The sequence below is a fragment of the Blastococcus saxobsidens DD2 genome (assembly GCF_000284015.1).
GTDB classification, from domain to species: Bacteria; Actinomycetota; Actinomycetes; order Mycobacteriales; family Geodermatophilaceae; genus Blastococcus; species Blastococcus saxobsidens_A.
Genome location: NC_016943.1, coordinates 465,947 through 488,335 on the forward strand (window position 1 = coordinate 465,947; position 22,389 = coordinate 488,335).

Genomic DNA, 22,389 nt, shown 5'->3' on the forward strand with positions numbered 1-22,389 from the left:
GTGCTCCGCTTCATCGTCCGGCGGCTGTTCCAGCTGATCCCGATCCTGCTGGGGCTCTCCGTCCTCCTCTTCGCCTGGTTGCGCGCGCTGCCCGGCGGCCCCGCGCAGGCGGCCCTGGGTGAGCGGGCCACGCCCGAGGCGATCGCGCAGTACAACGAGCTGTTCGGCCTCGACGAGCCGCTCTACGTGCAGTACTTCCGCTTCCTGGGCCGTGCGGTCACGCTCGACTTCGGCAACTCCACCCAGTACGGGCGGCCGGTCACCGAGGTCTTCCTCGAGCGGTTCCCCGGCACCATCGAGCTGACCGTCCTCGCGATGATCTTCGCGATCGGCGTCGGCATCCCGCTGGGCTACCTGGCCGCCCGGCGGCACGGCAGCTTCCTGGACTCCGCCTCGGTCGTCGGGTCGCTGCTCGGCGTGGCGATCCCGGTCTTCTTCCTCGCCTACCTGCTCCGGCTGCTGTTCGCCGTCGAGCTCGGCTGGCTGCCCGGTTCGGGCCGGCAGGACGTGCGGATCGACGCCACCCGCATCACCAACTTCTACGTCCTGGACGGGCTGCTGACCCGGGAGTGGGACGCCGCCTGGGACGCGTTCCTGCACCTGATCCTGCCGGCCATCGCGCTGGGCACCATCCCGCTGGCCATCATCGTGCGGATCACCCGGGCGTCGGTCCTCGACGTCGTCAACGAGGACTACGTGCGGACGGCGAACGCGAAGGGCCTGGCGACGGCGACGGTGCGCCGCCGGCACGTCGTCCGCAACGCACTCCTGCCGGTCTCGACGACGATCGGGCTGCAGACCGGCCTCCTGCTGTCCGGCGCGGTGCTCACCGAGACCGTCTTCGCCTTCGGCGGGGTGGGGTTGACCTTGCGGGATGCCATCACCTACCGGGACTTCGCCGTCCTCCAGGGCTTCATCCTCATGCTCGCGGTGGTCTACGTGCTGGTGAACCTGCTGGTCGACATCTCCTACGGCCTGCTCGACCCGAGGGTGAGAGTTCGATGAAGCTTGCGGAATCGAACCGGAGAGCGGAGCGATGAAGCTTGCGGAATCGAACCGGAGAGCGGAGCGATGAAGCTTGCGGAATCGAACCGGAGAGCGGAGCGATGAAGCTTGCGGAATCGAACCGGAGGGCGGAGCGGTGACGGCGCTCGGCGAGTACAAGCGCGAGCGGATCGACGAGCTCGCGGCCCGCGCCGGCCAGCTCCCCGCGGGGGAGGGCGGGCTGTCGCTCACCCGCAGCGCCTTCCGCCGGCTGCGCCGCGACCCCGTGGCGATCACCGGGGCCGTCATCGTGCTGGTGTTCCTCTTCGTGGCGGCGTTCGCGCCGTGGCTCGCCCCCAAGGACCCGGTCACCCAGTACCTGCTGTCGGACATCCGGCCCGGCCTGATCCCCGGCTCTCAGGAGGGCTTTCCCCTCGGTGTCGACAACCTCGGGCGGGACCTGCTCTCCCGGCTGATCTACGGCTCGCGGCAGTCGCTGCTCATCGGCGTGGTCTCCACCGTGCTGGGGTTGATCGTCGGCATGTCCCTGGGCGTGCTGGCCGGCGCCTTCGGCGGCTGGATCGACACCGTGGTGATGCGGTTCGTCGACATCATCCTGTCCATCCCCGGCCTGCTGATGGCGATCACCATCTCGGTGCTGCTGGGGCAGAACCAGTACGCGCTGATGATCGCCATCGCCGTCGTCCAGGTGCCGGTGTTCGCCCGGCTGCTGCGCGGGTCGATGCTGGCCCAGCGGGGCAGCGACTACGCCGTCGCAGCCCAGGCGCTCGGGGTGAAGAAGGCGCGGATCGTCTTCGGCCACGTGCTGCCCAACTCGCTGTCGCCGGTCATCGTGCAGGCGACGCTGTCGCTGGCGACCGCGATCATCGAGGCCGCCGCGCTGTCCTACCTGGGCCTGGGCGACCCCGACATCGCCCGTCCCGAGTGGGGGGCGATGCTGGCCAACGCCCAGGACTTCCTGTCCATCCGCCCGGCCCTGGCCGTGTGGCCGGCGATGTGCATCATCGTCGTCGCGCTCGGCTTCACACTCCTCGGTGAGCGCCTGCGCGAGGCCCTCGACCCGAAGTTCCGGCGGTGAGCCGGGTGGTGCAGAGCAGCCGTGCGGCGGCGGGCGGCCTGGCGACCCCGGTCCTCGAGGTGGAAAACCTCGCCGTCACCTTCGCCCGCCGTGGCGAGCAGGCCACCCGTGCCGTGGACGGGGTCAGCTTCTCGGTGGCCCCCGGCGAGACCATCGGCCTGGTGGGGGAGTCCGGCTGCGGCAAGTCGGTCACCTCGCTGGCCGTCATGGGGCTGCTGCCGCGGCGCGGTGTCCAGGTGACCGGGTCGGTACGCCTGGACGGGCAGGAGCTGGTCGGCGCACCCGACCGGGTGCTGCGGAGCTTGCGCGGCGCGGACATGGGGATGGTGTTCCAGGACCCGCTGTCCTCGCTGAACCCGACCGTCCCGATCGGCACCCAGGTGACCGAGGTGCTGCTGGAGCACCGGGAGATGACCAAGGCGGAGGCGCGCGACGAGGCCACCCGGCTGCTGGACCGGGTGGGGATCCCCGATCCCGCCCGCCGGTTGAAGGAGTACCCCCACCAGCTGTCCGGCGGCATGCGCCAGCGGGCGCTGATCGCCATGTCGCTGGCCTGCTCGCCCCGGTTGTTGATCGCGGACGAGCCGACCACGGCGCTGGACGTGACCATCCAGGCGCAGATCCTGGAGCTGCTCCGGGAGCTCGTCGTCGACTCCGGCACGGCGCTGGTCATGATCACCCACGACCTGGGCGTGGTCGCCGGGCTCTGCGACCGGGTGCACGTCATGTACGCGGGCAAGGTCATCGAGACCGCCGACCGGCACGAGCTGTTCGCCCGGCCCCGCCAGCCCTACACCGGGGGGCTGCTGGCGTCGGTGCCCCGGCTCGATGCCGGCCGCGGCACCCCGCTCACGCCGATCCGGGGCTCGGCCCGCGACGCCATCCCGTGGGCGGAGGGCTGCGCCTTCGCGCCGCGCTGCGACAACGCCCAGGACGACTGCCTGACCGAGGTGTCCGGCAGCACCGTGCCGCTGGAGCCCGACGGTCCCGGCCGGGAGCTGCGCTGCCGGCACCCGCTGGAGTACCCGCCGACGCCGGCGGGCGCCGCTGCGGCCGGCACCGACGCCCCGGGAGCCGCCCGATGACCGCCGTCCCGACGTCTCCCGGCCAGGACGAGCTGCTGCGGGTGGAGGGCCTCAAGGTCCACTTCCCGATCAAGGCCGGGATCTTCTTCGACCGCACCGTCGGGCACGTCCAGGCGGTCGACGGCGTCGATCTCGTCGTCCCCCGCGGAGCGACCTACGGGCTGGTGGGTGAGTCCGGCTGCGGCAAGTCCACGCTGGGCCGGGCCATCCTGCGGCTGGTCGAGCCCACCGCCGGACGGGTGCTGTTCGACGGCACCGACGTCGCCGCGCTCAAGGGTGAGCCGCTGCGGCACATGCGCCAGCGCATGCAGATGGTGTTTCAGGACCCGCTGGGCAGCCTCGACCCGCGGCAGAACGTCGAGTCGCTGCTGTCCGAGCCGCTGCACGCGCACGGCCTCGGTGGCGGCAAGGCGGGCATCGCCGAGAAGATCCGGACCCTGCTCGACGCCGTGGGGCTGCCGTCGGCGGCGCTGCGCCGCTATCCGCACGAGTTCTCCGGCGGCCAGCGGCAGCGCATCGGCATCGCGCGCGCCGTGGCGCTCGAGCCGGACCTGCTGATCGCCGACGAGCCGGTGTCCGCGCTCGACGTGTCGGTGCAGGCCCAGGTGCTCAACCTGCTCGAGGAGCTGCAGGAGCGGCTGGGCCTCACCTACCTGGTCATCGCCCACGATCTCGCGGTGGTGCGGCACATCAGCGACGTCGTCGGCGTCATGTACCTGGGCTCGCTGGTGGAGCAGGCCCCGGCCGACGACCTCTACGAGCAGCCGCTGCACCCGTACACGCGGTCGCTGATGAGTGCCGTGCCCGTGCCCGACCCGGTGGTGGAGGAGACGCGGGAGCGGATCCTGCTGGCCGGTGACCTGCCGTCGCCGGCGAACCCGCCCAGCGGCTGCCGCTTCCACACCCGCTGCCCCTGGCGGCAGGAGACCCGGTGCGACGACGAGGTGCCGGTGCTGCGCGAGCTCGGTCCGGGCCGGCTGGTCAGCTGCCACTGGGCCGAGGAGATCCGCGACGGCGTCCTGCGGCCGCGCTCGCCGGAGGAGGCGCTGCACGCCGGTGTCGCCGCCCGGCAGGGACGGGAGGTGCGGCCGGCGGACGACGACCCGACCCCGTTCCTCGGCCGGGACCGGCCGCTGCCGCGCAACACCCAGGGGTGAGCGGAGCGGCTCGGCCCGCGACGACGACGTCGTCGCCCCGGCGGACCGCCCGGCGCACCCGCAGTGCGACCAGCTGTCCGAGCACCCGGACCAGCGCGTGGTAGGCCGGGGTCGAGCGCGGAGGCTGCTCCGGCGCAGGTGGTGGCGGGACCGCCCTACCCAGCGCGGCCGGGCCGGACCCGTCCGGCGTCGGTAGGGTCGGCCGGGTTCGACGTCGCCCGTCCTGGAGGTGCCCGTGCGCCGGCTGTGCGTCGTCATGGGAGCGCTCGGCGTGCTCCTGCTCGCGGGTGGGCCGGCGTACGCGGTGCCGCCGTTCCGGCTGAGCGCGCAGGTCGTCGACGAGGTCGGCGCGCTCGACGGCCGGACCGCGGAGGTCGAGGCGGCACTCGAGCGGCTGCGCGCGGACACCGGCACGCAGCTGTTCGTGGTGTTCGTCCCCAGCTTCGACGGGGCCGAGGGCGACGAGTGGGCCGCCGCCACCGCGGAGCTGAGCCAGCTCGGCCGCAACGACGCCCTGCTGGCGGTAGCCGTGGAGGACCGGGCGTACGGCTTCCTCCGCCCGGGGACCTCGTCGCTCTCCCGGGAGCAGCTGGGAGACCTGGCGGCCGCGGAGGTCGAGCCGCAGTTCGCCGAGGAGGAGTGGGCCGCGGGCGTGGTGGCCTTCGCCGGTCTGCTGCGGCAGGGCGAGACGGCCGCCGCGGACGCCGGCGAGGTCGCGTCGGACGGCGGCTCCGGTGGCGTCGGCCCGCTGCTGGTCCTCGGCGCGATCGCCGTGGTCGGCGGTGGCGCGTACCTGGTCAGCCGGTCGCGCCGGAACCGCGGCGACGCGGTGTCGGCGCCGGGCCGGCAGCCCGAGCGCGACCCCTACGAGGGCACGCCGACCGACGAGCTGCGGGGCCGCGCCGGCGAGGCGCTGCTGGAGCTGGACGAGGCGGTGAAGACCTCGCAGCTCGACCTCGACTTCGCCCGGTCGCAGTACGGCGAGGACGCCGTGGCCGGATTCGGCACCGCGCTCGCGCAGGCCAGGGCCGACCTGGGGCGCGCCTTCGCCGTGCGCCAGCAGCTGGACGACGACACGGGAGGGCGGGGGACCGGACCGGACGAGCCGGCGACGCGGCGGATGCTGGCCGAGATCCTCGCGCTCACCGACGCCGCCGACGCCCGGCTGGACGAGCAGAGCGCCGCCTTCCAGCAGCTGCGCGACCTGGAGCGGACCGCTCCCGAGGTGCTGGCGGCGCTGGAGCCGCGGATCGCCGCACTGCGCGGGCGGCTGCCGCAGGAGGAGCAGCGGCTGGCCGGGCTGCGCTCGCGGTTCTCGGGGCAGGCGGTGGCCGCGGTCGCCGACAACGGGACCGAGGCGGCGGCCCGGCTCGACGCCGCCGAGCAGGAGGTGCGGGAGGTCCGGGAGGCGCTCGCGGCCGGCCGGTCGGGGGACGCCGTCGGTGACATCCGCGCCGCGGAGGACGCGGTGGCGCAGACCGGGACGCTGCTCGACGCGGTGGGCCGGCTGGCATCCGACCTGGATGCGGCGGCCGGACGGGTGGCCGCGGCCCGCGCGGAGACCGAGCAGGACCTGGCCGAGGCCCGGGCGCGGGTGGCCGGGGGCGACCGCAGCGGGCTGGAGCCGCAGATCGCCCGCGCGGAGGCGGCCCTGGCCGCGGCCGACGAGGCGCTGCGGCCGGCCGACGGCACGCCGGGTGACCCGCTGGCGGCGCTCCGCCAGCTGGAGGACGCCGAGGCTGCGCTCGAGCAGACGCTGGCGGCGGCCCGCGACGCGGAAACCCGGACCCGCCGGGCGGCCGCCGCACTGGACCAGGCACTGCTGACCGCGCGGTCGACCGTCGCTGCCGCCACGGACTTCGTCGACACCCGGCGGGGAGCGGTGGGCCCGGACGCCCGAACGCGGCTGGCCGAGGCCCAGCGGCACCTGGCCGCCGCCGTGGACCTCGGTGCCGCCGACCCGGCAGCAGGCCGGGCTGCTGGGCCAGCACGCGCTGAACCTGGCGCAGGACGACGTCGGCCGGTGGAACTCCGGCTACGGCGGCTACGGGCCGGGGAGTCCCGGCGGCTTCGGCGGCGGGTACCGGCGCGGCGGGGTGGACCTGGGCAGCCTGGTGCTCGGCGGCATCCTGCTCGGCGGCGGCCGGTCCCGCGGCGGGTTCGGGGGCGGCGGTCTCGGCGGCGGCGGGTTCGGGGGCCGGTCCGGCGGGGGTTCCTTCGGTGGCCGCGCCGGTGGCGGCTCCTTCGGTGGCCGGGCGGGCGGCGGACGGTTCTGAGCGGTCGCGCCGCGGGCCCTGGGAACTGTCGGTGGCCGGTGGGACGGTGACCTCCCCCACAACAGGAGGAGGCACCGATGCCCGCTCGAGACACCGCCTGGCCGGCCGGGACGCCGTGCTGGGTCGACTACGGAGTAGCTGACCTGGCGGCGGCGAGGACCTTCTACGCCGAGCTGCTCGGCTGGGAGTACACCGGCGGCGACCCCGAGTTCGGTGGCTACCTGAACGCGGAGAAGGACGGGCGGCGGGTCGCCGGCCTGGGCCCGCAGATGGACGAGGCCGGTCAGCCCGGCTGGACCACCTACTTCGCCACCGACGACGCCGACGCGACCGTCGCCCGCATCCGGGAGGCCGGCGGCACGGTCGTGGTCGAGCCCATGCAGATCGGTCCCATGGGACGGATGGTCGTCGCGCTCGACCCGCAGGGCAACGCGTTCGGGCTCTGGCAGGCCGGCGAGCACACCGGTGTCCAGCGGTTCGGCGAGCCGGGCTCACTGGTCTGGAACGAGGCGGCCGTCGGCGATCCGGAAGCGGCCCGTGCGTTCTACAGCGCGGTCTTCGGTTTCGAGTGGGACGCGATGCCGGGCATGGAGCCGTACGCCACGTTCCGCATCGGTGACCGCCCGCTCGGCGGCATGGGTGGGATCCAGCCCGGCCTGCCGACGGGCTGGGCGACCTGCTTCGCGGTGAGCTCCACCGACGGCGCGGTCGCCACCGTCGAGTCCCGGGGCGGCAAGGTCCTGCACCCGGCCGAGGACAGCGAGTTCGGGCGGTTCGCCGTGGTAAAGGACCCGTGGGGCGCGCCGTTCTCGGTCATGGAGGTCCCGGCGGAGGAGTGAGGTCCGGCCCTGCAGGGTCCCGCCGCGCGTTCCCGGGCGGCGCGGCGCGAGGGGCGTCCAGCAGTCGGCCGGCGCGAACGGGGCGCGCCGGTCTGGCCCGCTGCAGGGCCCCGCCGCGAACCCGCGAGCGGTGGGGGCAGGGGTCCGTCAACCGGGCAGCTGGCCGTAGGCGTGCCCGGGGCGGAAGCGGATCACGAGCCGGCCCTCGGCCACCATCGCCGCGCGGTAGTCGTCCCAGTTCTCGTGCTCGCCGGAGACGCCGCGGTAGTAGGTGATCAGCTCCTCCACCGTGGCGTCCTGCGGATCGGCGGCCACCGGGGTCAGCTCGGCCGTTCCTTCCACCGCCACCCACGTCCAGAAGTCCGGGGACGCGACGTGCAGGGTGACCCGAGGGTCGCGCTCCAGGTTGCGCGTCTTGGCGGGTCGGCGGTGACGGAGACGCGGACCAGGCCGTCGTCCCAGGCGTAGCCGACGTTGGACAGCTGCGGGCGGCCGTCGCGCTTGACGGTGGCGAGCACGCCCCAGCGCTGGGTGGCGACGAACTCGAGCAGCCGCGGGTCGGCTGACTTCGAAGAAGTCATGTGGCGGGACACCCCTAAGGTCGATGTTCTGCTGGCCGCTGTCTAGTCTCGCACCCTCCTACGTGTCCGCTTCTCGGGAAAGCTAGGCCCAGGCCCGTACTTGACTGCCACACCCCGCTGCTGCTCCGACACTCGGACGAGGATTTCCCGGCCAACGAAGTCCCGGAGAATATCTCGCGCCTGGTAGACGTCTACGTCGAACACGCGCTGCACGGTTGCGTTATTGATTGTGCCGTACTCGCGGACGTGGTCGACCACCTTCTTGTTGACGTCAGTCGTTGCTCGGCGGTGATACTTCACGGCGGGTCCAAGGGACGCAAGCGCTCCGCCGCGCAGTCGGTATGTTGGCTTCTTTCTGAGCGCGGTTCCCGCCGTAGGTTCGAGGAGTTCAGCCTCGCCCGAGCTGAGTCTGCGCAGCACGGCTTCGGTAGCCTCTATGTCGCGTTGAATCACATCGGCCGCCTGGCTTGCGGTGACCGTTCGTTGTTCGCAAAGCATGCGGACGATGAGTAACGTGTCCGTGTCGTCCCTTTCAGTATCTGGCAGATCAGCGATGAATCGTGTAATGCGGGCGTTCGGGGGCCCGCCGCGGAAGGTGACCCTGGTCCCTAGGCCCTGCGTTTCCTCTTCCTTCACTTCCGGTACTGATCGCCCACTCCGCACCATTTCCCGGAACATTCGGTCGACGCCCTGGCCAAGCCCCTCTGCGAGTCCGAGAGTCCTGAGGGCTGTAGCGAGGGACGGGAATCGGGCGCGAGAACCGCTGGTCAAAATATTCCGCGGAGTGATTCCTGAGACGAGAGGCCCTGGGGATGCGACAGTAAGCACCTCGGGGGAGTGCTCGACTTGGACTGGGCGCTTTTCCCGATAGTCGCCGTGTATAAGTGCGTTTGCAAGAGCTTCGCGTACTGCGACACTCGGGTAATCCTCCACTTGCAGCTGCTGCCCCCCGGCTGTATTCACCGGGGTGATGCCATTCCTGGCCGAGATGGTCTCTATGGCCTCCGCGAATGCTAGGACGAGTGGTGTCCCCCATCGGCGTACCGCGGTTGCCTCGCCGCCAGGCGTGGGACGGTACTGGTACACAAGGATCTCGTCGTTTGCTGACTTGGCGTTCTGACATAAGAGAGTCTCGCCAGCGCGCGTTAGGTGGCCGGTCTCTGTTACCACCCGAAGTGCGTGCAGGATGTCGACGTCAGTAGCTTCGGCGAGACGTCGTCGGGTTGCATCGGGAGTGCCTCTGAGGAGGTTTCGGACCCGCAACATTGCGTCGGAGTCCACGTCGCTCGGCGTTCGATCGGTGGGCTGGGCCGTCCAGTCGTTGCCGCGACGTTCGTCATCCAGGCGGCTCACGTCTGCGGGGCGCATGGGGAGGCACTGATCGTTCCACCGCCTCGTTACGAGCCCCTTTTTCGTGGCATAGACGTCGAGCCCCTGGGGGACGCGGATGGTGAGCAGCCTCTGTCCTTCGTGGCGGTGTTCCGCTACGTCTGTGACCAGTGGAGGCTCGGTGAGTGCGTGTATGCGAGTGCGAATGTCGTCGGCGTTGCTCGTGGTGCCGACGAAGGACCCTGGCCCGGTGCCATTGTCCGTGACTCCAACTACAAGCAGTCCGCCGTTCGCGTTAGCGAAACACACCGCAGCCTCGGCTAGGTCCTGCGCCGTCTCCTTGGTGCTGCCCTTCTCGGTCTTGAAGTCGAGCATCTGCCCCTCGAGGCTGGAAGCGGACCGCGTGCCTTTCCAGATGAGCTGCAGCAGCCTGGGTAGGTCGGTCGTCGCCGTCATTTGGTGCTCCTTTGGGGGAGCTGACAGTTTGTCACTCTCCCCAAAGTCCCGTCAAAGTCGGGACTCCTGCCACCGTAGTGTCACCGCACCCGCCCGCGGGCCATGAGCGGTACCGGCGGAAGCGGCGGTGCGGCGAGCCGGTCGCCGTCGTAGCCCACCACGGCGCCGAACCGGTCGGACTCGCGGTTCCACTGCTCGGCGTAGGCGGCGATCTCCTCACCCGCGCGGCCCACGAAGTTCCACCACATGACCAGCCGCTCCTCGAACGGCTCGCCGCCGAGGAGCAGCAGCCGCGACGCCTCGGTCGCCCGCAGCCGCAGCACGCGCCGGCCGGTGCCCAGGTAGAGCATCGCCCCCGGCGCCAGGACGACGTCGTCCACGCGCGCCGCGCCCGCCGAGGTCAGCAGCGCGTACTCGAAGTCCGGCTCCAGCGGGATCTCGACGTCCGCGCCGGCGGCCAGGTCCAGGTCGACCCCGACCAGCGGCGTGTACGCCCGTCCCGGCGAGGTGACGTCACCGAAGGAGCCCATCAGCACGGTGGCGGTGAGCCCGTCGGACCCGAAGCCGGGCAGCGTCCGCTGGTGCTCGAAGTGCGGGGCCACCTCCCGATCGGTGTCGGGCAGCGCCACCCACAGCTGGGCGCCGTGCAGGAACCGGGGATGGGTCGCCGGCGACTGCTCGGCGTGGGCGATGCCGTGCCCGGCGGTCATCAGCGCCAGCTCGCCGGGCCGGATGCGGACGTCGCTGCCGAGCGAGTCGAGGTGGTGCACCTCGCCCTCGAGCAGCCAGGACACCGTCTGCAGCCCGGTGTGCGGGTGCGGCGGCACCTGCATCCCCGGAGCGGTGGCGATGTTGTCGGGGCCGTAGTGGTCGACGAACACCCACGCGCCCACCATCCGCCGGCCGAGGGTGGGCAGCAGCCGGCGGACGTGCGTGCTCTCCCCGAGGAGCACCTCCTTGCCCGGCAGCAGGTCCAGGACCGGGCGGGCGGGAGTGCCGGCCAGCCCGCCGAGGTCGCGGGCGGGCGGACGCCGGTCGAGATTGCTCATGACAGCTCCTGCCGGGGGTCGAGAGGAGCAGTCTCGCCCCGGACGTCGCCGTGCGGAACCGGTCCCTCGACGCGCTGGACCGGGATGGCACCGAGCCGGCCGGCGGAGAAGTCGGTGAAGGCGTCGGCGACCTCCTGCCGGGTGTTCATGACGGACGGCCCGTACATGGCGATCGGCTCATTGATCGGCCGCCCGCCCAGGATGACGACGTCCAGCGCCGGCGTGCGCGACTCCTGGTGCACCGCCCCGCGGACGGTGATCGTGTCGCCGGGGCCGAGCACCGCCAGTTGCCCCGTGCGCACCGGCGCACCGTCGATGCCGACCGACCCCGCACCCGAGAGCACGTACACGAGGGCGTTGAAGTCCGGCCGCCACGGCAGGTCCAGCGTCGCGCCGGGGGAGACGGTTGCGTGCACCATCGCCATCGGCGTGCAGGTCGACCCCGGCCCGCGCTGGCCGGCGACGTCCCCGGCGATGACCCGCAGGACGGCGCCGGCGTCGGGGCTGGCCAGCAGCACCGAGGAGTCGGCCCGCAGGTCCTGGTAGCGCGGCTCCACCCACTTCTGCGCCCGCGGGAGGTTGACCCACAGCTGCAGCCCGTGGAACAGCCCGCCGCTCACGACCAGCTGCTCCGGCGGCCGCTCGATGTGCAGGACGCCACCGCCGGCGGTCATCCACTGGGTGTCGCCGTCGCTGATCGTGCCGCCGCCGCCGTGCGAGTCGGCGTGCTCCAACGTGCCGTCCAGGAGGTGGGTGACGGTCTCGAACCCGCGGTGCGGGTGCCAGCTGGTGCCCTTGGGCTCGCCGGGTGCGTACTCGACCTCGCCCATCTGGTCCAGGTGGAGGAAGGGGTCCAGCGCGCGCAGGTCGATGCCGGCGAAAGCCCGGCGGACCGGGAAGCCCTCGCCCTCGAAGCCCGACGGCGCCGTGGTCACCGAGCGGGTGCGGCGGCGCACCGTGCGGGGCGCGGGCAGCGGGACCCGCGGCAGGGTGGTGGCGTCCTCGACGGTCACGGCAGGCATGCCGGCCTCCTCGGTCCAAGTAACAACCGTCACCGACTGCAGCGTCGCGGGACCACGATGTCTTCCCGGGCAATTCCCCTTCGCGTGCAGACGTTGCCCGGTCCCGACGACTGCGCCAAGGTGGTCCTGGAAGCCGCGAAGTGCGGCGTCGACGCCGCGGGGGCTCCGGTCGCCGTCACGGGAGCGTCGGACGGTGCCGGCCGGGCAGCCCCCAGCGGCCGCTGCCCGGAAACGGCGGCTGGTAGGTCGGCCGCATCGCGACGTCGAGGCGAGAGGGGGACACCGTGGACCGTGGGATCACCCGGCCGATGGCCCGGCAGGCACACGGCGCCGAGCTCGAGGAGGCCGGCAAGGAGCGCAGCGAGCAGCACGGCGAGGACAGCGGCATGCCCAGCCGGATGGACCGGCTGCGCGCCCAGCAACGGCAGGTGCTCTGGATCCCGTGGACCCTGATCCTGCTCGGCTTCTGGCAGCTGCTCGTCCCGCTCACGCTCGGCTACGGCAACGAGGCGCTGTGGGCAGAGCCCAGCGGTGGGCGGGGCGTCTGGTTCTCCGACGAGACCATGGCGCCCTTGCGCGCGTCGCTGATGACCTGGTCGGACGTCATCAGCGGGGTCCTGTTGCTCGTGCTCGGCTGGCGGGCCCTCAAGCCCGACCGGCCGATCGCCTGGTGGGGCGCCTGCTTCGTCGGCATCTGGCTGGTCTTCGCACCCATCGTGCTGTGGTCGCCGACCGCCTCGGGTTTCGTGAACGACAGCATCGTCGGGCTCCTGGTGATCGCCCTGACGATCCTGATCCCGGGCATGCCGAACATGACGGCGTTCATGACGATGGGCCCGCCGACCCCACCGGGATGGAGCTACAACCCGTCGAGCTGGCCGCAGCGGGCCATCCTGGCCGCGCTGGCCTTCGTCGGCCTGGTCGTGTCGCGCTACCTGGCCGCGTTCCAGCTCGGCTACCTGGAATCGGTGTGGGACCCGTTCTTCGGATCGGCCAGCACCGAATCGGTGCTGAACTCGAGCATCTCGCACATGTTGCCCATCTCCGACGCCGGGCTGGGCGGCATCGCCTACACCTTCGAGTTCCTCATGGCGTTCATGGGCGGTGTGGCGCGCTGGCGCACCATGCCGTGGATGGTGGCCATGTTCGGCGTCCTGGTCATCCCGCTCGGGCTGGCGCACATCGCGCTGGTCATGTCGATGCCGGTTGCCGTGCACGCCTGGTGCACCTTCTGCATCCTCGCGGGCCTGGTGATGCTGCCGATGGTCGCGCTCACCGTCGACGAGGTCGTCGCCATGGGCCAGCACGTCAAGCAGTCCCGTCGCCGGGGAGACCGGGACGGATCGACCTGGAAGATCTTCTGGCAGGGCGGCCAGGCGGAGGGCTGCACCCCCGACGAGCGGACGCCGGAGATGCTCGAGTTGCCCGACCGCCCGCTGACCCTGCTCCGGTCGTCGCTGTGGGGCACCGGCGCGCCGCTCCCGCTGCTGGCCGTCGCCGCGCTCGGGGTAGGGCTGTACGCAGCGCCGGGTGTGCTGGGCATCGACATCCGCAGCGGCACCGCCGACGTCGCCCACCTCGGCGGTGCCTTCGTCGTCGTGGTCGCCGTCGTGGCCATGGCCGAGGTGCTGCGGCCGGTGCGGCTGCTCAACGTGGCGGGCGGTCTGGGGGTCGCCGGACTCGTCCTGCTGACCGGTCCGGGCGTGGTCCCCGCGGCGGTCATCGTGCTGACGGGCCTCGTCGTCGCTGTCCTGTCGGTGCCGCGCGGCCCCCTGCACGACCACTACGGCGAGTGGGACCGGCCGGCCCGCTGGCCGGAGCGGCGGTCGGCCTGATCCCGGACGGCCCGGTGCATCCCCGCATCGGCGGGGCGGATACTGGGCGGCGATGAGCGCACCCCTGAACCTGGTCAACCTCGAGCGGGTGCACAAGGCGCACGGCACGACGGTGATCCTCGACGACGTCTCGCTCGGGATCGCCGCCGGCGAGCGCATCGGCGTGGTCGGTCGCAACGGCGGCGGCAAGAGCACGCTGCTGTCGCTGCTGACCGGCGCCGACGACCCCGACTCCGGCCGGGTGACCCGCCGCGGCGACATCGCCATGGGGGTGCTCGACCAGTCCGGCACGCTGCCCCCCGGGACGACGGTGCGTGACGTCGTCCTCCCCGCGTCGATGTTCGCCGCCGAGCACGAGTGGGCCGGTGATGCGGCCGTCCGCTCGGTCCTCACCGGGCTGGAGCTCGACCGGCTCGGTCTCGACGCCCCGGTCGCCCCGATGTCCGGCGGGGAGCGGCGGCGGGTGGCGCTGGCCGCGCAGCTGATCCGGCCGCTGGACCTGCTGGTGCTCGACGAGCCCACCAACCACCTCGACGTCGAGGGGGTGGCCTGGCTCGCCGAGTACGTGAAGCAGCGGACCGGCGGCATGGTCGTCGTCACCCACGACCGGTGGTTCCTCGACGAGGTGTGCACCACCACATGGGAGGTCGCCGACGGCAGCGTGCACGCCTACGACGGCGGCTACTCCGCCTACACGCTGGCCCGCGCGGAGCGGGCGCGGATCTCCGCGGTGACCGAGGAACGCCGGCTCAACCTCGTGCGCAAGGAGCTGGCCTGGCTGCGCCGCGGTCCGCCGGCCCGCACCAGCAAGCCGAAGTTCCGGATCGATGCCGCGCAGGCGCTGATCGCCGACGAGCCGCCGGCCCGCGACTCGATGGCGCTGAAGGGCTTCGCCGCCCGGCGCCTGGGCAAGACGGTCTACGACGTGGAGAAGCTCGACTACGCCGTCCCCACCGAGGACGGGCCGCGCACGCTGTTCGAGGACCTCACCTGGCACGTCGGCCCCGGTGACCGAATCGGCGTCGTGGGCGTCAACGGCGCCGGCAAGACCTCGCTGCTGAGGCTCCTGGTCGGCGAGACGCAGCCCGACGCGGGCACGGTCGTGGTCGGGCAGACGGTGTCACCGGCGTACCTGTCCCAGCACGTCACCGAGCTGCCGCGCACGCTGCGGGTGGTGGAGGCGGTGCAGGACGTCGCCCGCATCGCGCGCATCGGCAACCAGGAGATCTCCGCGTCGTCCCTGGCCGAGCGGTTCGGCTTCGCGGCCAACCGCCAGTGGACCCCGGTCGGGGACCTCTCCGGCGGCGAGCGGCGCCGGCTGCAGCTGCTGCGGCTGCTCATGGCCGAGCCGAACGTGCTCGTGCTCGACGAGCCGACCAACGACCTGGACATCGACACCCTCACCGCGCTGGAGGACCTGCTCGACGGTTTCCCCGGCACGGTGCTCGTGGTCAGCCACGACCGGTACTTCATCGACCGGGTGTGCGACAAGGTCGTGGCCCTGCTGGGCGACGGCACGCTCGCCGAGCTGCCCGGTGGGGTGGACGAGTACCTGCGTCGCCGCGCGGCGGGCGGTGCCCCGCTGACGACGGCGGCCGGCAGCGACGGCCCGCGCCCGGTGGGTGCCCCGTCCACGGCGGCCCCCGCTGTCTCCGCGGCCGACGCGCGGGCGGCGAAGAAGGAGGCCAGCCGGCTGGAGCGGCGGATGCTCAAGCTGGACGCCGACGAGAAGAAGCTGCACGAGCAGCTCGCCGCGGCCGCCACCGACTACGCCCGTGCCGCGGAGCTCGACACCCAGCTCAAGGCGCTGCATGCGGAGAAGCAGCAGATCGAGGAGGAGTGGCTGGCCGCGGCGGAGATCGCCGAGGGCTGAGCCCGTGCCCGCACGGCAGGCCGACCGGCCGGCACGGCAGCAGGTGTCCGCGGACAGTCGGGCTCTGCCCCACCGTGCTGGGCAGAGCCCGACTGTCCCCGGGAGAGGTGTGCGGGTTCCGGCGGCCCCCCCCGGACACGGGCGAGCCGCGACGGGATCCAGCCGGTGGTCGTCGTCGGCGGGAGCGCCCGCTCACACCGGGCGGCCGGTGACCCCCCGCCGGTAATCTGCAGGAACCGCCCGCCGGCTGTCCCCCTGACGTCTGTGGTCGTCCCCGAGCCCATCGAGACTCCCGGAGACCCGTGCTCGCCGTTCTGCTCCTCCACCTGCTGGCCGCGGGATCCGCACCGCTGCTCGTGCGCTGGTGGGGCCGGCAGGCCTTCCTCGTCCTGGCCCTGGTGCCGGCCGCCGGCTTCGGCTGGCTGCTGACCCGGCTGACGACGGTGACCGGCGGCGGCGACGTCGTCCAGCGGATGCCGTGGGTGCCCGCCCTCGAGCTCGACGTCGTGCTGCGGCTGGACCCGCTGGCACTGCTCTTCGCGCTGCTGGTCACCGGGGTGGGCACGCTCGTCCTGCTGTACTGCGCCCGGTACTTCGAGCCCGGGGACGACGGGACCGGCCGGTTCGCCGGCACGTTCACCGCCTTCGCGGGCTCCATGCTGGGGCTGGTCCTCGCCGACCACCTGCTGCTGCTCTACGTCTTCTGGGAGCTCACCACCGTCTTCTCGTACCTGCTCATCGGCGGTTCGGGTGGGCGGCTGGCGGCCCGGCGGGCGGCCGGCCAGGCGCTGATCCTCACCACGGCCGGCGGGCTGGCCATGCTGGTCGGGCTGATCATGCTGGGCGAGACCAGCGGCAGCTACCTGCTCTCCGAGGTGGTCGCCGACCCGGGCAGTGGCCCGCTGCTGGTCGCCGGGACGATGCTGGTCCTCGCCGGGGCGGTGACCAAATCGGCCATGGTCCCGTTCCACTTCTGGCTGCCCGCGGCCATGGAGGCCCCGACCCCGGTCAGCGCCTACCTGCACGCCGCGGCGATGGTGAAGGCCGGCATCTACCTGGTCGCCCGGCTCGCGCCCGGGTTCGCCGACGTGCCGGGGTGGCGGCCGGTGGTCCTCGGGCTGGGCCTGGCCACGATGCTGGTCGGCGGCTACCGGGCGCTCCGGCAGAACGACCTCAAGCTCCTGCTCGCGTTCGGCACGGTCAGCCAGCTCGGCTTCCTCATGGTGCTCGTCGGCGCCGGCAGCCGGGAGCTGGCCGCCGCCGGGCTGGCGATGACGCTGGCGCACGCGCTGTTCAAGTCCACCCTCTTCCTCACCGTCGGGGTGATCGACCACGCGACCGGCCTCCGCGACCTGCGCCGGCTCTCCGGCCTGGGCCGGCGACTCCCGGCGGTCGCGGTGATCGGCACGCTGGCCGCCGCCTCCATGGCCGGGCTGCCGCCGCTGCTCGGCTTCGTCGGCAAGGAGGCAGCCTTCACCGCGCTGCTGGACGGCGGCCTGCCCGACCGCACCGCCGCCGTCGTCGTGCTGGCCGGTCTGGTGCTCGGCTCCGCGCTGACCGCCGCGTACACCGCCCGCTTCCTGTGGGGCGCGTTCGCCCGCAAGCCCGGGCTCCCGGCGACCGAGCCGGCCGAACTGGTGCACCCGCCGGGTGCGCTCTTCCTGGCCGCGCCCGCTGTGCTCGCGCTCACCGGTCTGGTCGCGGGGCCGCTCAGCCCGCTGCTCGAGCCGCTGGTCGCCGGCTACGCCGACGCGCTCCCGTTGCTGGCACCGGAGGCCGAGAAGCTCGCCCTGTGGCACGGGTGGCAGCCGGCGCTGCTGCTCTCGGCGCTCACGCTCGCCGGCGGTGCCGCCCTCTTCGCCGGGCGCGCCGCGGTCTACCGGAGCCAGCGCCGGTTCGCCGTCGGCGCCTCGGCCGACGAGGGCTACTGGAACACCATGCAGACGCTGGACCGGCTGGCCGTGCTCGTCACGGGCACCACTCAGCGCGGCTCACTGCCGGCCTACCTCGGCACGATCCTGGTCGCGGTCCTGGCCCTACCGGGGGTGATGCTCCTCGCGCGTGCCCAGTGGCCGGGGGAGTGGCGGGCCTGGGACTCCCCGGTCCAGGCGCTGGTCGGCGCGGTGGTGCTCATCGCCGCGGTGCTGGCGCTGCGGATCCGGCAGCGGCTCTCGGCGGTGCTGGTGGTGGGCGTCACCGGCTACGGGCTCGCGGTGCTGTTCGCGCTGCACGGCGCGCCCGACCTGGCGCTGACCCAGTTCCTGGTCGAGACGCTCACCCTGGTCGTCTTCGTGCTGGTGCTGCGCAAGCTGCCCAAGGACATCACCGAGCGGCACCGGCCCCGCGAGCGGGTGGTCCGCGGAGTGATCGCCGTCGCCGTCGGGGCGTTCATGGCCGCCGCCGGTGCGGTGGCGCTGAGCGTGCGGACGGCGACGCCGGTGTCGGTGGCCTTCCCCGAGGAGGCGTACGAGTTCGGTGGCGGGCAGAACATCGTCAACGTGACCCTGGTGGACATCCGGGCCTGGGACACCCTCGGCGAGATCTCGCTGCTCGTCGTCGCCGCCACCGGGGTGGCCAGCCTGGTCTTCCTGCGGCGGCGCACCGGCGGCGTCGACCGGCTCGACCCGCGGCGGACCCCGCCTCCGGCGCGCCCCGCCCGGCGGGCCCCCCGCGCGCAGTGGCTGGCCGCGTCCGTCGCGCTGGCGCCCGAGCGGCGGTCGGTGATCCTCGAGGTGGTCACCCGGATCCTGTTCCACACCATCGTGGTGTTCTCGCTCTACCTGCTGTTCAGCGGTCACAACCAGCCCGGCGGCGGGTTCGCCGGCGGGCTGGTCGCCGGCCTGGCGCTCGTGCTGCGCTACCTCGCCGGAGGCCGCTACGAGCTCGGCGAGGCGGCACCGGTCGACCCGGGCCTGCTGCTGGGGCTCGGGCTGCTCCTCGCCGGCGGCACCGGCATCGTCGGGCTGGTCCTGGGCGCCGACGTGCTGCAGACGGCCATCCTGGAGACGACGCTGCCGGTGCTCGGCGACGTCAAGCTGGTCACCTCGCTGTTCTTCGACATCGGCGTCTACCTGATCGTGGTGGGGCTGGTGCTGGACATCCTGCGCAGCCTCGGCGCGGAACTGGACCGCCAGGTCGACGAGCACGACGCCATCGACTCCGTGCCCGGAGAGGTGATCCTCCGATGACCCCCACCGTCGTCCTGCCGGTGATCATCGGTGGCCTCTACGCCGCCGGGGTGTACTTGCTGCTCGACCGCAGCCTCACCCGGGTGCTGCTGGGTTTCCTGCTGCTCGGGAACGCGACCAACCTGCTGCTGCTCTCGGCCGGTGGGCCGGCCGGGCTCGCGCCGATCCTCGGGTACGCCGAGCCGGAGGAGATCAGCGATCCGCTGCCGCAGGCACTGATCCTCACCGCGATCGTCATCACCTTCGGCATCGCCGCCTTCCTGCTGGCGATCATCTACCGCTCCTGGCGGCTGGTCCGGCAGGAGGTCGTCGAGATCGACGAGGAGGACCGCCGCGTAGCCCTCCGCTCCGGCACCGACGCCGACGAGATGGATCCGGACGACCTGGCCCTCGAGGACCGGCCGGCCGCGCACGCCGACAGCCTGGGCGGCGACGCGGGTGGCGACCTCGCCGTCGAGGGCACGTTGGCCCGCCGCTACAGCGGGATCGCCTCCGACGACGTCGACCTGCCGCCGACCGAGCGGAGACGACGGTGATCCGGGTCCTCATGCCGCTGCCGGTGCTGCTGCCGCTGCTCGGGGCGGCGGTCGCGCTCCTGGTCGGCGGCCGGCACCCGCGGGCGCAGCGGACGCTGAGCATCCTGGTGCTCGGCACGGTGCTCGTCGTCTCGATCGCGCTGCTGCTTTTGGCCGACGCCGACGGGGCGGAATCGCTCTCCATCGGCGGCTGGCCGGTGCCGCTCGGCATCGTGCTCGTCGTCGACCGGTTGTCGGCGCTGATGCTCGTCGTCGCGTCGACGGTCGCGCTGGGGGTGCTCGTGTTCGCCGTCGGGCAGGGCGCGGCCGACGGCGACGAGGAGACGCCGATCTCGATCTTCCACCCGACGTTCCTGGTCCTGATCGCCGGCGTGGCCAACGCGTTCCTGGCCGGCGACCTGTTCAACCTCTACGTCGGCTTCGAGATCCTGCTGACCGCCAGCTATGTGCTGCTGACCCTCGGCGGCTCGGCGCCGCGGATCCGCGCCGGCATCACCTACATCGTGGTCAGCCTGCTGAGCTCGCTGCTCTTCCTGGCCGCGATCGGGCTGATCTACGCCGCCACCGGCACGGTGAACATGGCGCAGCTGGCCGGCCGCCTGAGCGAGCTGCCCGAGGGCACCCAGCTGCTGCTGCAGTCGATGCTGCTGATCGCTTTCTCGATCAAGGCGGCGGTGTTCCCGCTCTCGGCCTGGCTCCCGGACAGCTACCCGACCGCCCCGGCGCCGGTCACCGCGGTGTTCGCCGGGCTGCTCACCAAGGTCGGCGTCTACGCGATCATCCGCACCCAGACGCTGCTGTTCCCCGGTGGTGCGCTGGACACGGTGCTGATGGTGGCGGCCCTGGCCACCATGCTGATCGGGATCCTCGGCGCGGTGGCCCAGACCGACATCCGCCGGATCCTGTCGTTCACCCTGGTCAGCCACATCGGTTACATGGTCTTCGGTATCGCGCTCGGCTCCGCCGCGGGGCTGGCGGGTGCGGTGTTCTACGTCGTCCACCACATCGCCATCCAGACGACGCTGTTCCTCGTGGCCGGGTTGATCGAGCGGCAGGGCGGCTCCACCGGCGTGGACCGGCTCGGCGGCCTGGCGAAGGCCTCGCCGTTCCTGGCGGTGCTCTTCTTCGTCCCGGCGATGAACATCGCCGGCATCCCGCCGCTGTCGGGGTTCATCGGCAAGCTCGGGCTGCTGGAGGCGGGGATCGCCGACGGCGGGTGGCTGCCGATCGCGGTCGTGGCGGCCGGCGCGGTCACCAGCCTGCTGACCCTGGTGGCGATCTCGCGGGTGTGGAGTCGCGCCTTCTGGCGCCCGCCGGCGCAGCCGCCGGCGGCCGACACCGACGAGGCGGCTGCCCGGGACGCCGGACCGGAGCTGGTCGCCGCCCCGCTGGAGGAGCTGGCTTCCGACGACGGCTCCGGCAGCACCGCCACCCGTGTCCGGCGGCGCGCGGCCTGGCGCCGGCACACCGCCGTCGCCACGGCCAGCACCCCGGCCACGGACGGGCTGGGCGACGGCGCGGAGTCGGCGCGGCCGCTGCGGCCCCTGCCGCAGGTGATGATCGGGTCGACCACGGTCATGGTCGCGGTGACGGTCGCGCTGACCGCGCTGGCCGGCCCGCTGTACGCGATCGCCGGGCGCGCGGCCGTCGACCTCCTGGACCGCGGGCCGTACGTGAACGCCGTCATCGACGAGGAGGACGCGCCGTGACCGGGGAGGCCGCCGCTCCGGGGGTCCCCCGGCTGCGCCACCAGCTGCCGCTGCTGGCCTGGCTGGTCCTCGTCTGGATGCTGCTCTGGGGCACGTGGTCGTGGGCGAATCTGCTCGGCGGTGCGGTGATCGCGCTGGTGGTGACCTCGGTGCTGCCGCTGCCTCCGGTGGTCGGCGGGACGCGGCTGCGGCCTGGACCGCTCCTGCGGTTCGTGGGCGCCTTCGTCGCCGACCTGATCAGCTCCGGGGCGCTGGTCGCCTGGCAGACGCTGCGGCCGAGCGGCATCGAGCGGAGCGCGATCATCCGGGTCCAGACGCGCACCGACTCCGATCTGCTGCTGACCATCCTCGCCGAGTCGCTCACGCTGGTGCCCGGGTCGATGGTGCTGGACCTCGACCGTGAGCGTCGCGTGCTCACCCTGCACGTCCTCCACGTGCGGGGCCCGGACGACGTCGAGCGCCAGCGGGCTTCGGTGCTCGCCCAGGAGGAGCGGGTGGTCCGGGCGTTCGGGACGGCGGCGGACGTCGCGGCGCTCGGCCCGTCGACGGGCGAGCCGGTGCGGGGAGGGACGTCGTGACCGTCGTCTACTGGCTGGCCTACGGCATGCTCGGCGGGGGCGCGCTGCTGGCCCTGGTCCGGTTGGGGCGCGGCCCGTCGCTGCTGGACCGCGTGGTCGCCACCGACACCCTGCTGGTGATCATCGCGGCGGGCCTGGCGGTGCACGCCGCGCTGGAGCGGGACCCCACCGTCGTCCCCGTGCTGGTGGTCGTGTCGCTGCTGGCGTTCGTCGGCTCGGTGTCGGTGGCCCGGTACATCGGCGGCATGCTGCTGAGCTCGGCCGACGACGGCCAGGACGTCGGGTTGCCGGAGGCGGCCGAGGAGACCGCGGCCCGGACTGCGGAGGCGGACCGGTGAGCGTGCTGGAGGTCGTGGGGGACGTCGTCGCGGTCGTCCTGCTCCTGCTGGGCGCGCTGCTGTGCCTGACCGCCGGCATCGGCCTGGTGCGGTTCCCGGACGTGCTGACCCGGATGCACGCGGGCACCAAGCCGCAGGTCCTGGGGGTCCTGCTGATCATGGTCGCCGGCGCGATCCGGCTGCAGGGCTGGTCGGCCACCTGGATGCTGCTGCTCGTGGCGGTGTTCCAGCTGCTCACCGCGCCGGTGAGCGCGCACATGATCAGCCGGGTGGCCTACCGCCGCCGGCACGTGCGCCGCGATCTGCTGCTGGTCGACGAACTGCGCGCCGACGACGAGCTGCGGGACCGGGTGTACCGCGGGGACGAGCCCGCCGACGCGCCGCCGCAGGAGCCGGGCCGCGCGCTGGCGGAGAGCCGGCAGGAGGACCGGGCCATCCGGGACGAGCGCGGCTGA

At 73.0% G+C, this 22,389-nt stretch carries 19 protein-coding genes; 14 read left to right on the forward strand and 5 right to left on the reverse strand.

Annotation, left to right across the window (positions count from 1 at the left end; genetic code table 11):
• The 6 genes from BLASA_RS02165 to BLASA_RS02190 all read left to right on the forward strand — a co-directional run bounded on the left by BLASA_RS02165 (position 1) and on the right by BLASA_RS02190 (position 7,440).
• Positions 1–1,005 (forward strand): ABC transporter permease, encoded by a 1,005-nt coding sequence (locus BLASA_RS02165; protein ID WP_014374359.1) that lies wholly within the window; start codon positions 1–3, stop codon positions 1,003–1,005.
• A 136-nt stretch (positions 1,006–1,141) separates the two neighbouring features.
• Positions 1,142–2,083 (forward strand): ABC transporter permease, encoded by a 942-nt coding sequence (locus BLASA_RS02170; RefSeq protein ID WP_014374360.1) that lies wholly within the window; start codon positions 1,142–1,144, stop codon positions 2,081–2,083.
• Positions 2,080–3,168, forward strand: coding sequence for an ABC transporter ATP-binding protein (locus BLASA_RS02175; protein ID WP_014374361.1), 1,089 nt, complete (start codon positions 2,080–2,082; stop codon positions 3,166–3,168). Before BLASA_RS02170 ends, BLASA_RS02175 begins: the two co-directional genes overlap by 4 nt.
• Positions 3,165–4,325 (forward strand): ABC transporter ATP-binding protein, encoded by a 1,161-nt coding sequence (locus tag BLASA_RS02180; protein ID WP_014374362.1) that lies wholly within the window; start codon positions 3,165–3,167, stop codon positions 4,323–4,325. The genes BLASA_RS02175 and BLASA_RS02180 overlap by 4 nt, the downstream gene beginning before the upstream one ends.
• Before the next feature lie 235 nt (positions 4,326–4,560).
• Positions 4,561–6,651, forward strand: a complete 2,091-nt coding sequence (locus tag BLASA_RS02185; RefSeq protein ID WP_014374363.1) for a TPM domain-containing protein — start codon at positions 4,561–4,563, stop codon at positions 6,649–6,651.
• Positions 6,652–6,678: 27 nt separating this feature from the next.
• Entirely contained in the window at positions 6,679–7,440 is a 762-nt protein-coding gene (locus BLASA_RS02190; protein WP_014374364.1) for a VOC family protein, read from the forward strand.
• A gap of 147 nt (positions 7,441–7,587) precedes the next feature.
• On the opposite strand, the gene BLASA_RS25740 is transcribed toward BLASA_RS02190, so the two are convergent.
• From BLASA_RS25740 to BLASA_RS02210, 5 genes are all read right to left on the reverse strand, one after another.
• Positions 7,588–7,845: a hypothetical protein gene (locus BLASA_RS25740; RefSeq protein ID WP_331371087.1), complete on the reverse strand. Its 258-nt coding sequence runs from the start codon at positions 7,843–7,845 to the stop codon at positions 7,588–7,590.
• Positions 7,761–8,021, reverse strand: coding sequence for a pyridoxamine 5'-phosphate oxidase family protein (locus tag BLASA_RS25745; RefSeq protein WP_014374366.1), 261 nt, complete (start codon positions 8,019–8,021; stop codon positions 7,761–7,763). Before BLASA_RS25745 ends, BLASA_RS25740 begins: the two co-directional genes overlap by 85 nt.
• Before the next feature lie 42 nt (positions 8,022–8,063).
• A complete protein-coding gene (locus BLASA_RS02200) occupies positions 8,064–9,806 on the reverse strand; it encodes an RNA-binding domain-containing protein (RefSeq protein ID WP_014374367.1) in 1,743 nt (580 codons plus the stop codon).
• An 80-nt stretch (positions 9,807–9,886) separates the two neighbouring features.
• Entirely contained in the window at positions 9,887–10,855 is a 969-nt protein-coding gene (locus tag BLASA_RS02205; protein WP_014374368.1) for a pirin family protein, read from the reverse strand.
• Complete coding sequence (locus tag BLASA_RS02210; RefSeq protein ID WP_014374369.1) at positions 10,852–11,877, reverse strand: pirin family protein; 1,026 nt, start codon at positions 11,875–11,877, stop codon at positions 10,852–10,854. The genes BLASA_RS02205 and BLASA_RS02210 overlap by 4 nt, the downstream gene beginning before the upstream one ends.
• A gap of 284 nt (positions 11,878–12,161) precedes the next feature.
• Here BLASA_RS02210 and BLASA_RS02215 point away from each other — a divergent pair, with 284 nt between their 5' ends.
• The 8 genes from BLASA_RS02215 to mnhG all read left to right on the forward strand — a co-directional run bounded on the left by BLASA_RS02215 (position 12,162) and on the right by mnhG (position 22,389).
• Positions 12,162–13,712, forward strand: a complete 1,551-nt coding sequence (locus tag BLASA_RS02215; protein WP_014374370.1) for a vitamin K epoxide reductase family protein — start codon at positions 12,162–12,164, stop codon at positions 13,710–13,712.
• Between the two features lie 52 nt (positions 13,713–13,764).
• Complete coding sequence (locus BLASA_RS02220; RefSeq protein WP_014374371.1) at positions 13,765–15,585, forward strand: ABC-F family ATP-binding cassette domain-containing protein; 1,821 nt, start codon at positions 13,765–13,767, stop codon at positions 15,583–15,585.
• A gap of 302 nt (positions 15,586–15,887) precedes the next feature.
• Entirely contained in the window at positions 15,888–18,773 is a 2,886-nt protein-coding gene (locus BLASA_RS02225) for a Na+/H+ antiporter subunit A (RefSeq protein WP_014374372.1), read from the forward strand.
• Complete coding sequence (locus tag BLASA_RS02230; RefSeq protein WP_014374373.1) at positions 18,770–19,309, forward strand: Na(+)/H(+) antiporter subunit C; 540 nt, start codon at positions 18,770–18,772, stop codon at positions 19,307–19,309. Before BLASA_RS02225 ends, BLASA_RS02230 begins: the two co-directional genes overlap by 4 nt.
• Complete coding sequence (locus tag BLASA_RS02235; protein ID WP_014374374.1) at positions 19,306–21,018, forward strand: Na+/H+ antiporter subunit D; 1,713 nt, start codon at positions 19,306–19,308, stop codon at positions 21,016–21,018. Before BLASA_RS02230 ends, BLASA_RS02235 begins: the two co-directional genes overlap by 4 nt.
• Positions 21,015–21,596 (forward strand): Na+/H+ antiporter subunit E, encoded by a 582-nt coding sequence (locus tag BLASA_RS02240; protein WP_014374375.1) that lies wholly within the window; start codon positions 21,015–21,017, stop codon positions 21,594–21,596. Before BLASA_RS02235 ends, BLASA_RS02240 begins: the two co-directional genes overlap by 4 nt.
• Positions 21,593–21,934, forward strand: coding sequence for a monovalent cation/H+ antiporter complex subunit F (locus BLASA_RS02245; RefSeq protein ID WP_014374376.1), 342 nt, complete (start codon positions 21,593–21,595; stop codon positions 21,932–21,934). Before BLASA_RS02240 ends, BLASA_RS02245 begins: the two co-directional genes overlap by 4 nt.
• On the forward strand, positions 21,931–22,389 hold the full coding sequence (gene mnhG / locus BLASA_RS02250; protein WP_014374377.1) for a monovalent cation/H(+) antiporter subunit G: 459 nt from the start codon (positions 21,931–21,933) through the stop codon (positions 22,387–22,389). The genes BLASA_RS02245 and mnhG overlap by 4 nt, the downstream gene beginning before the upstream one ends.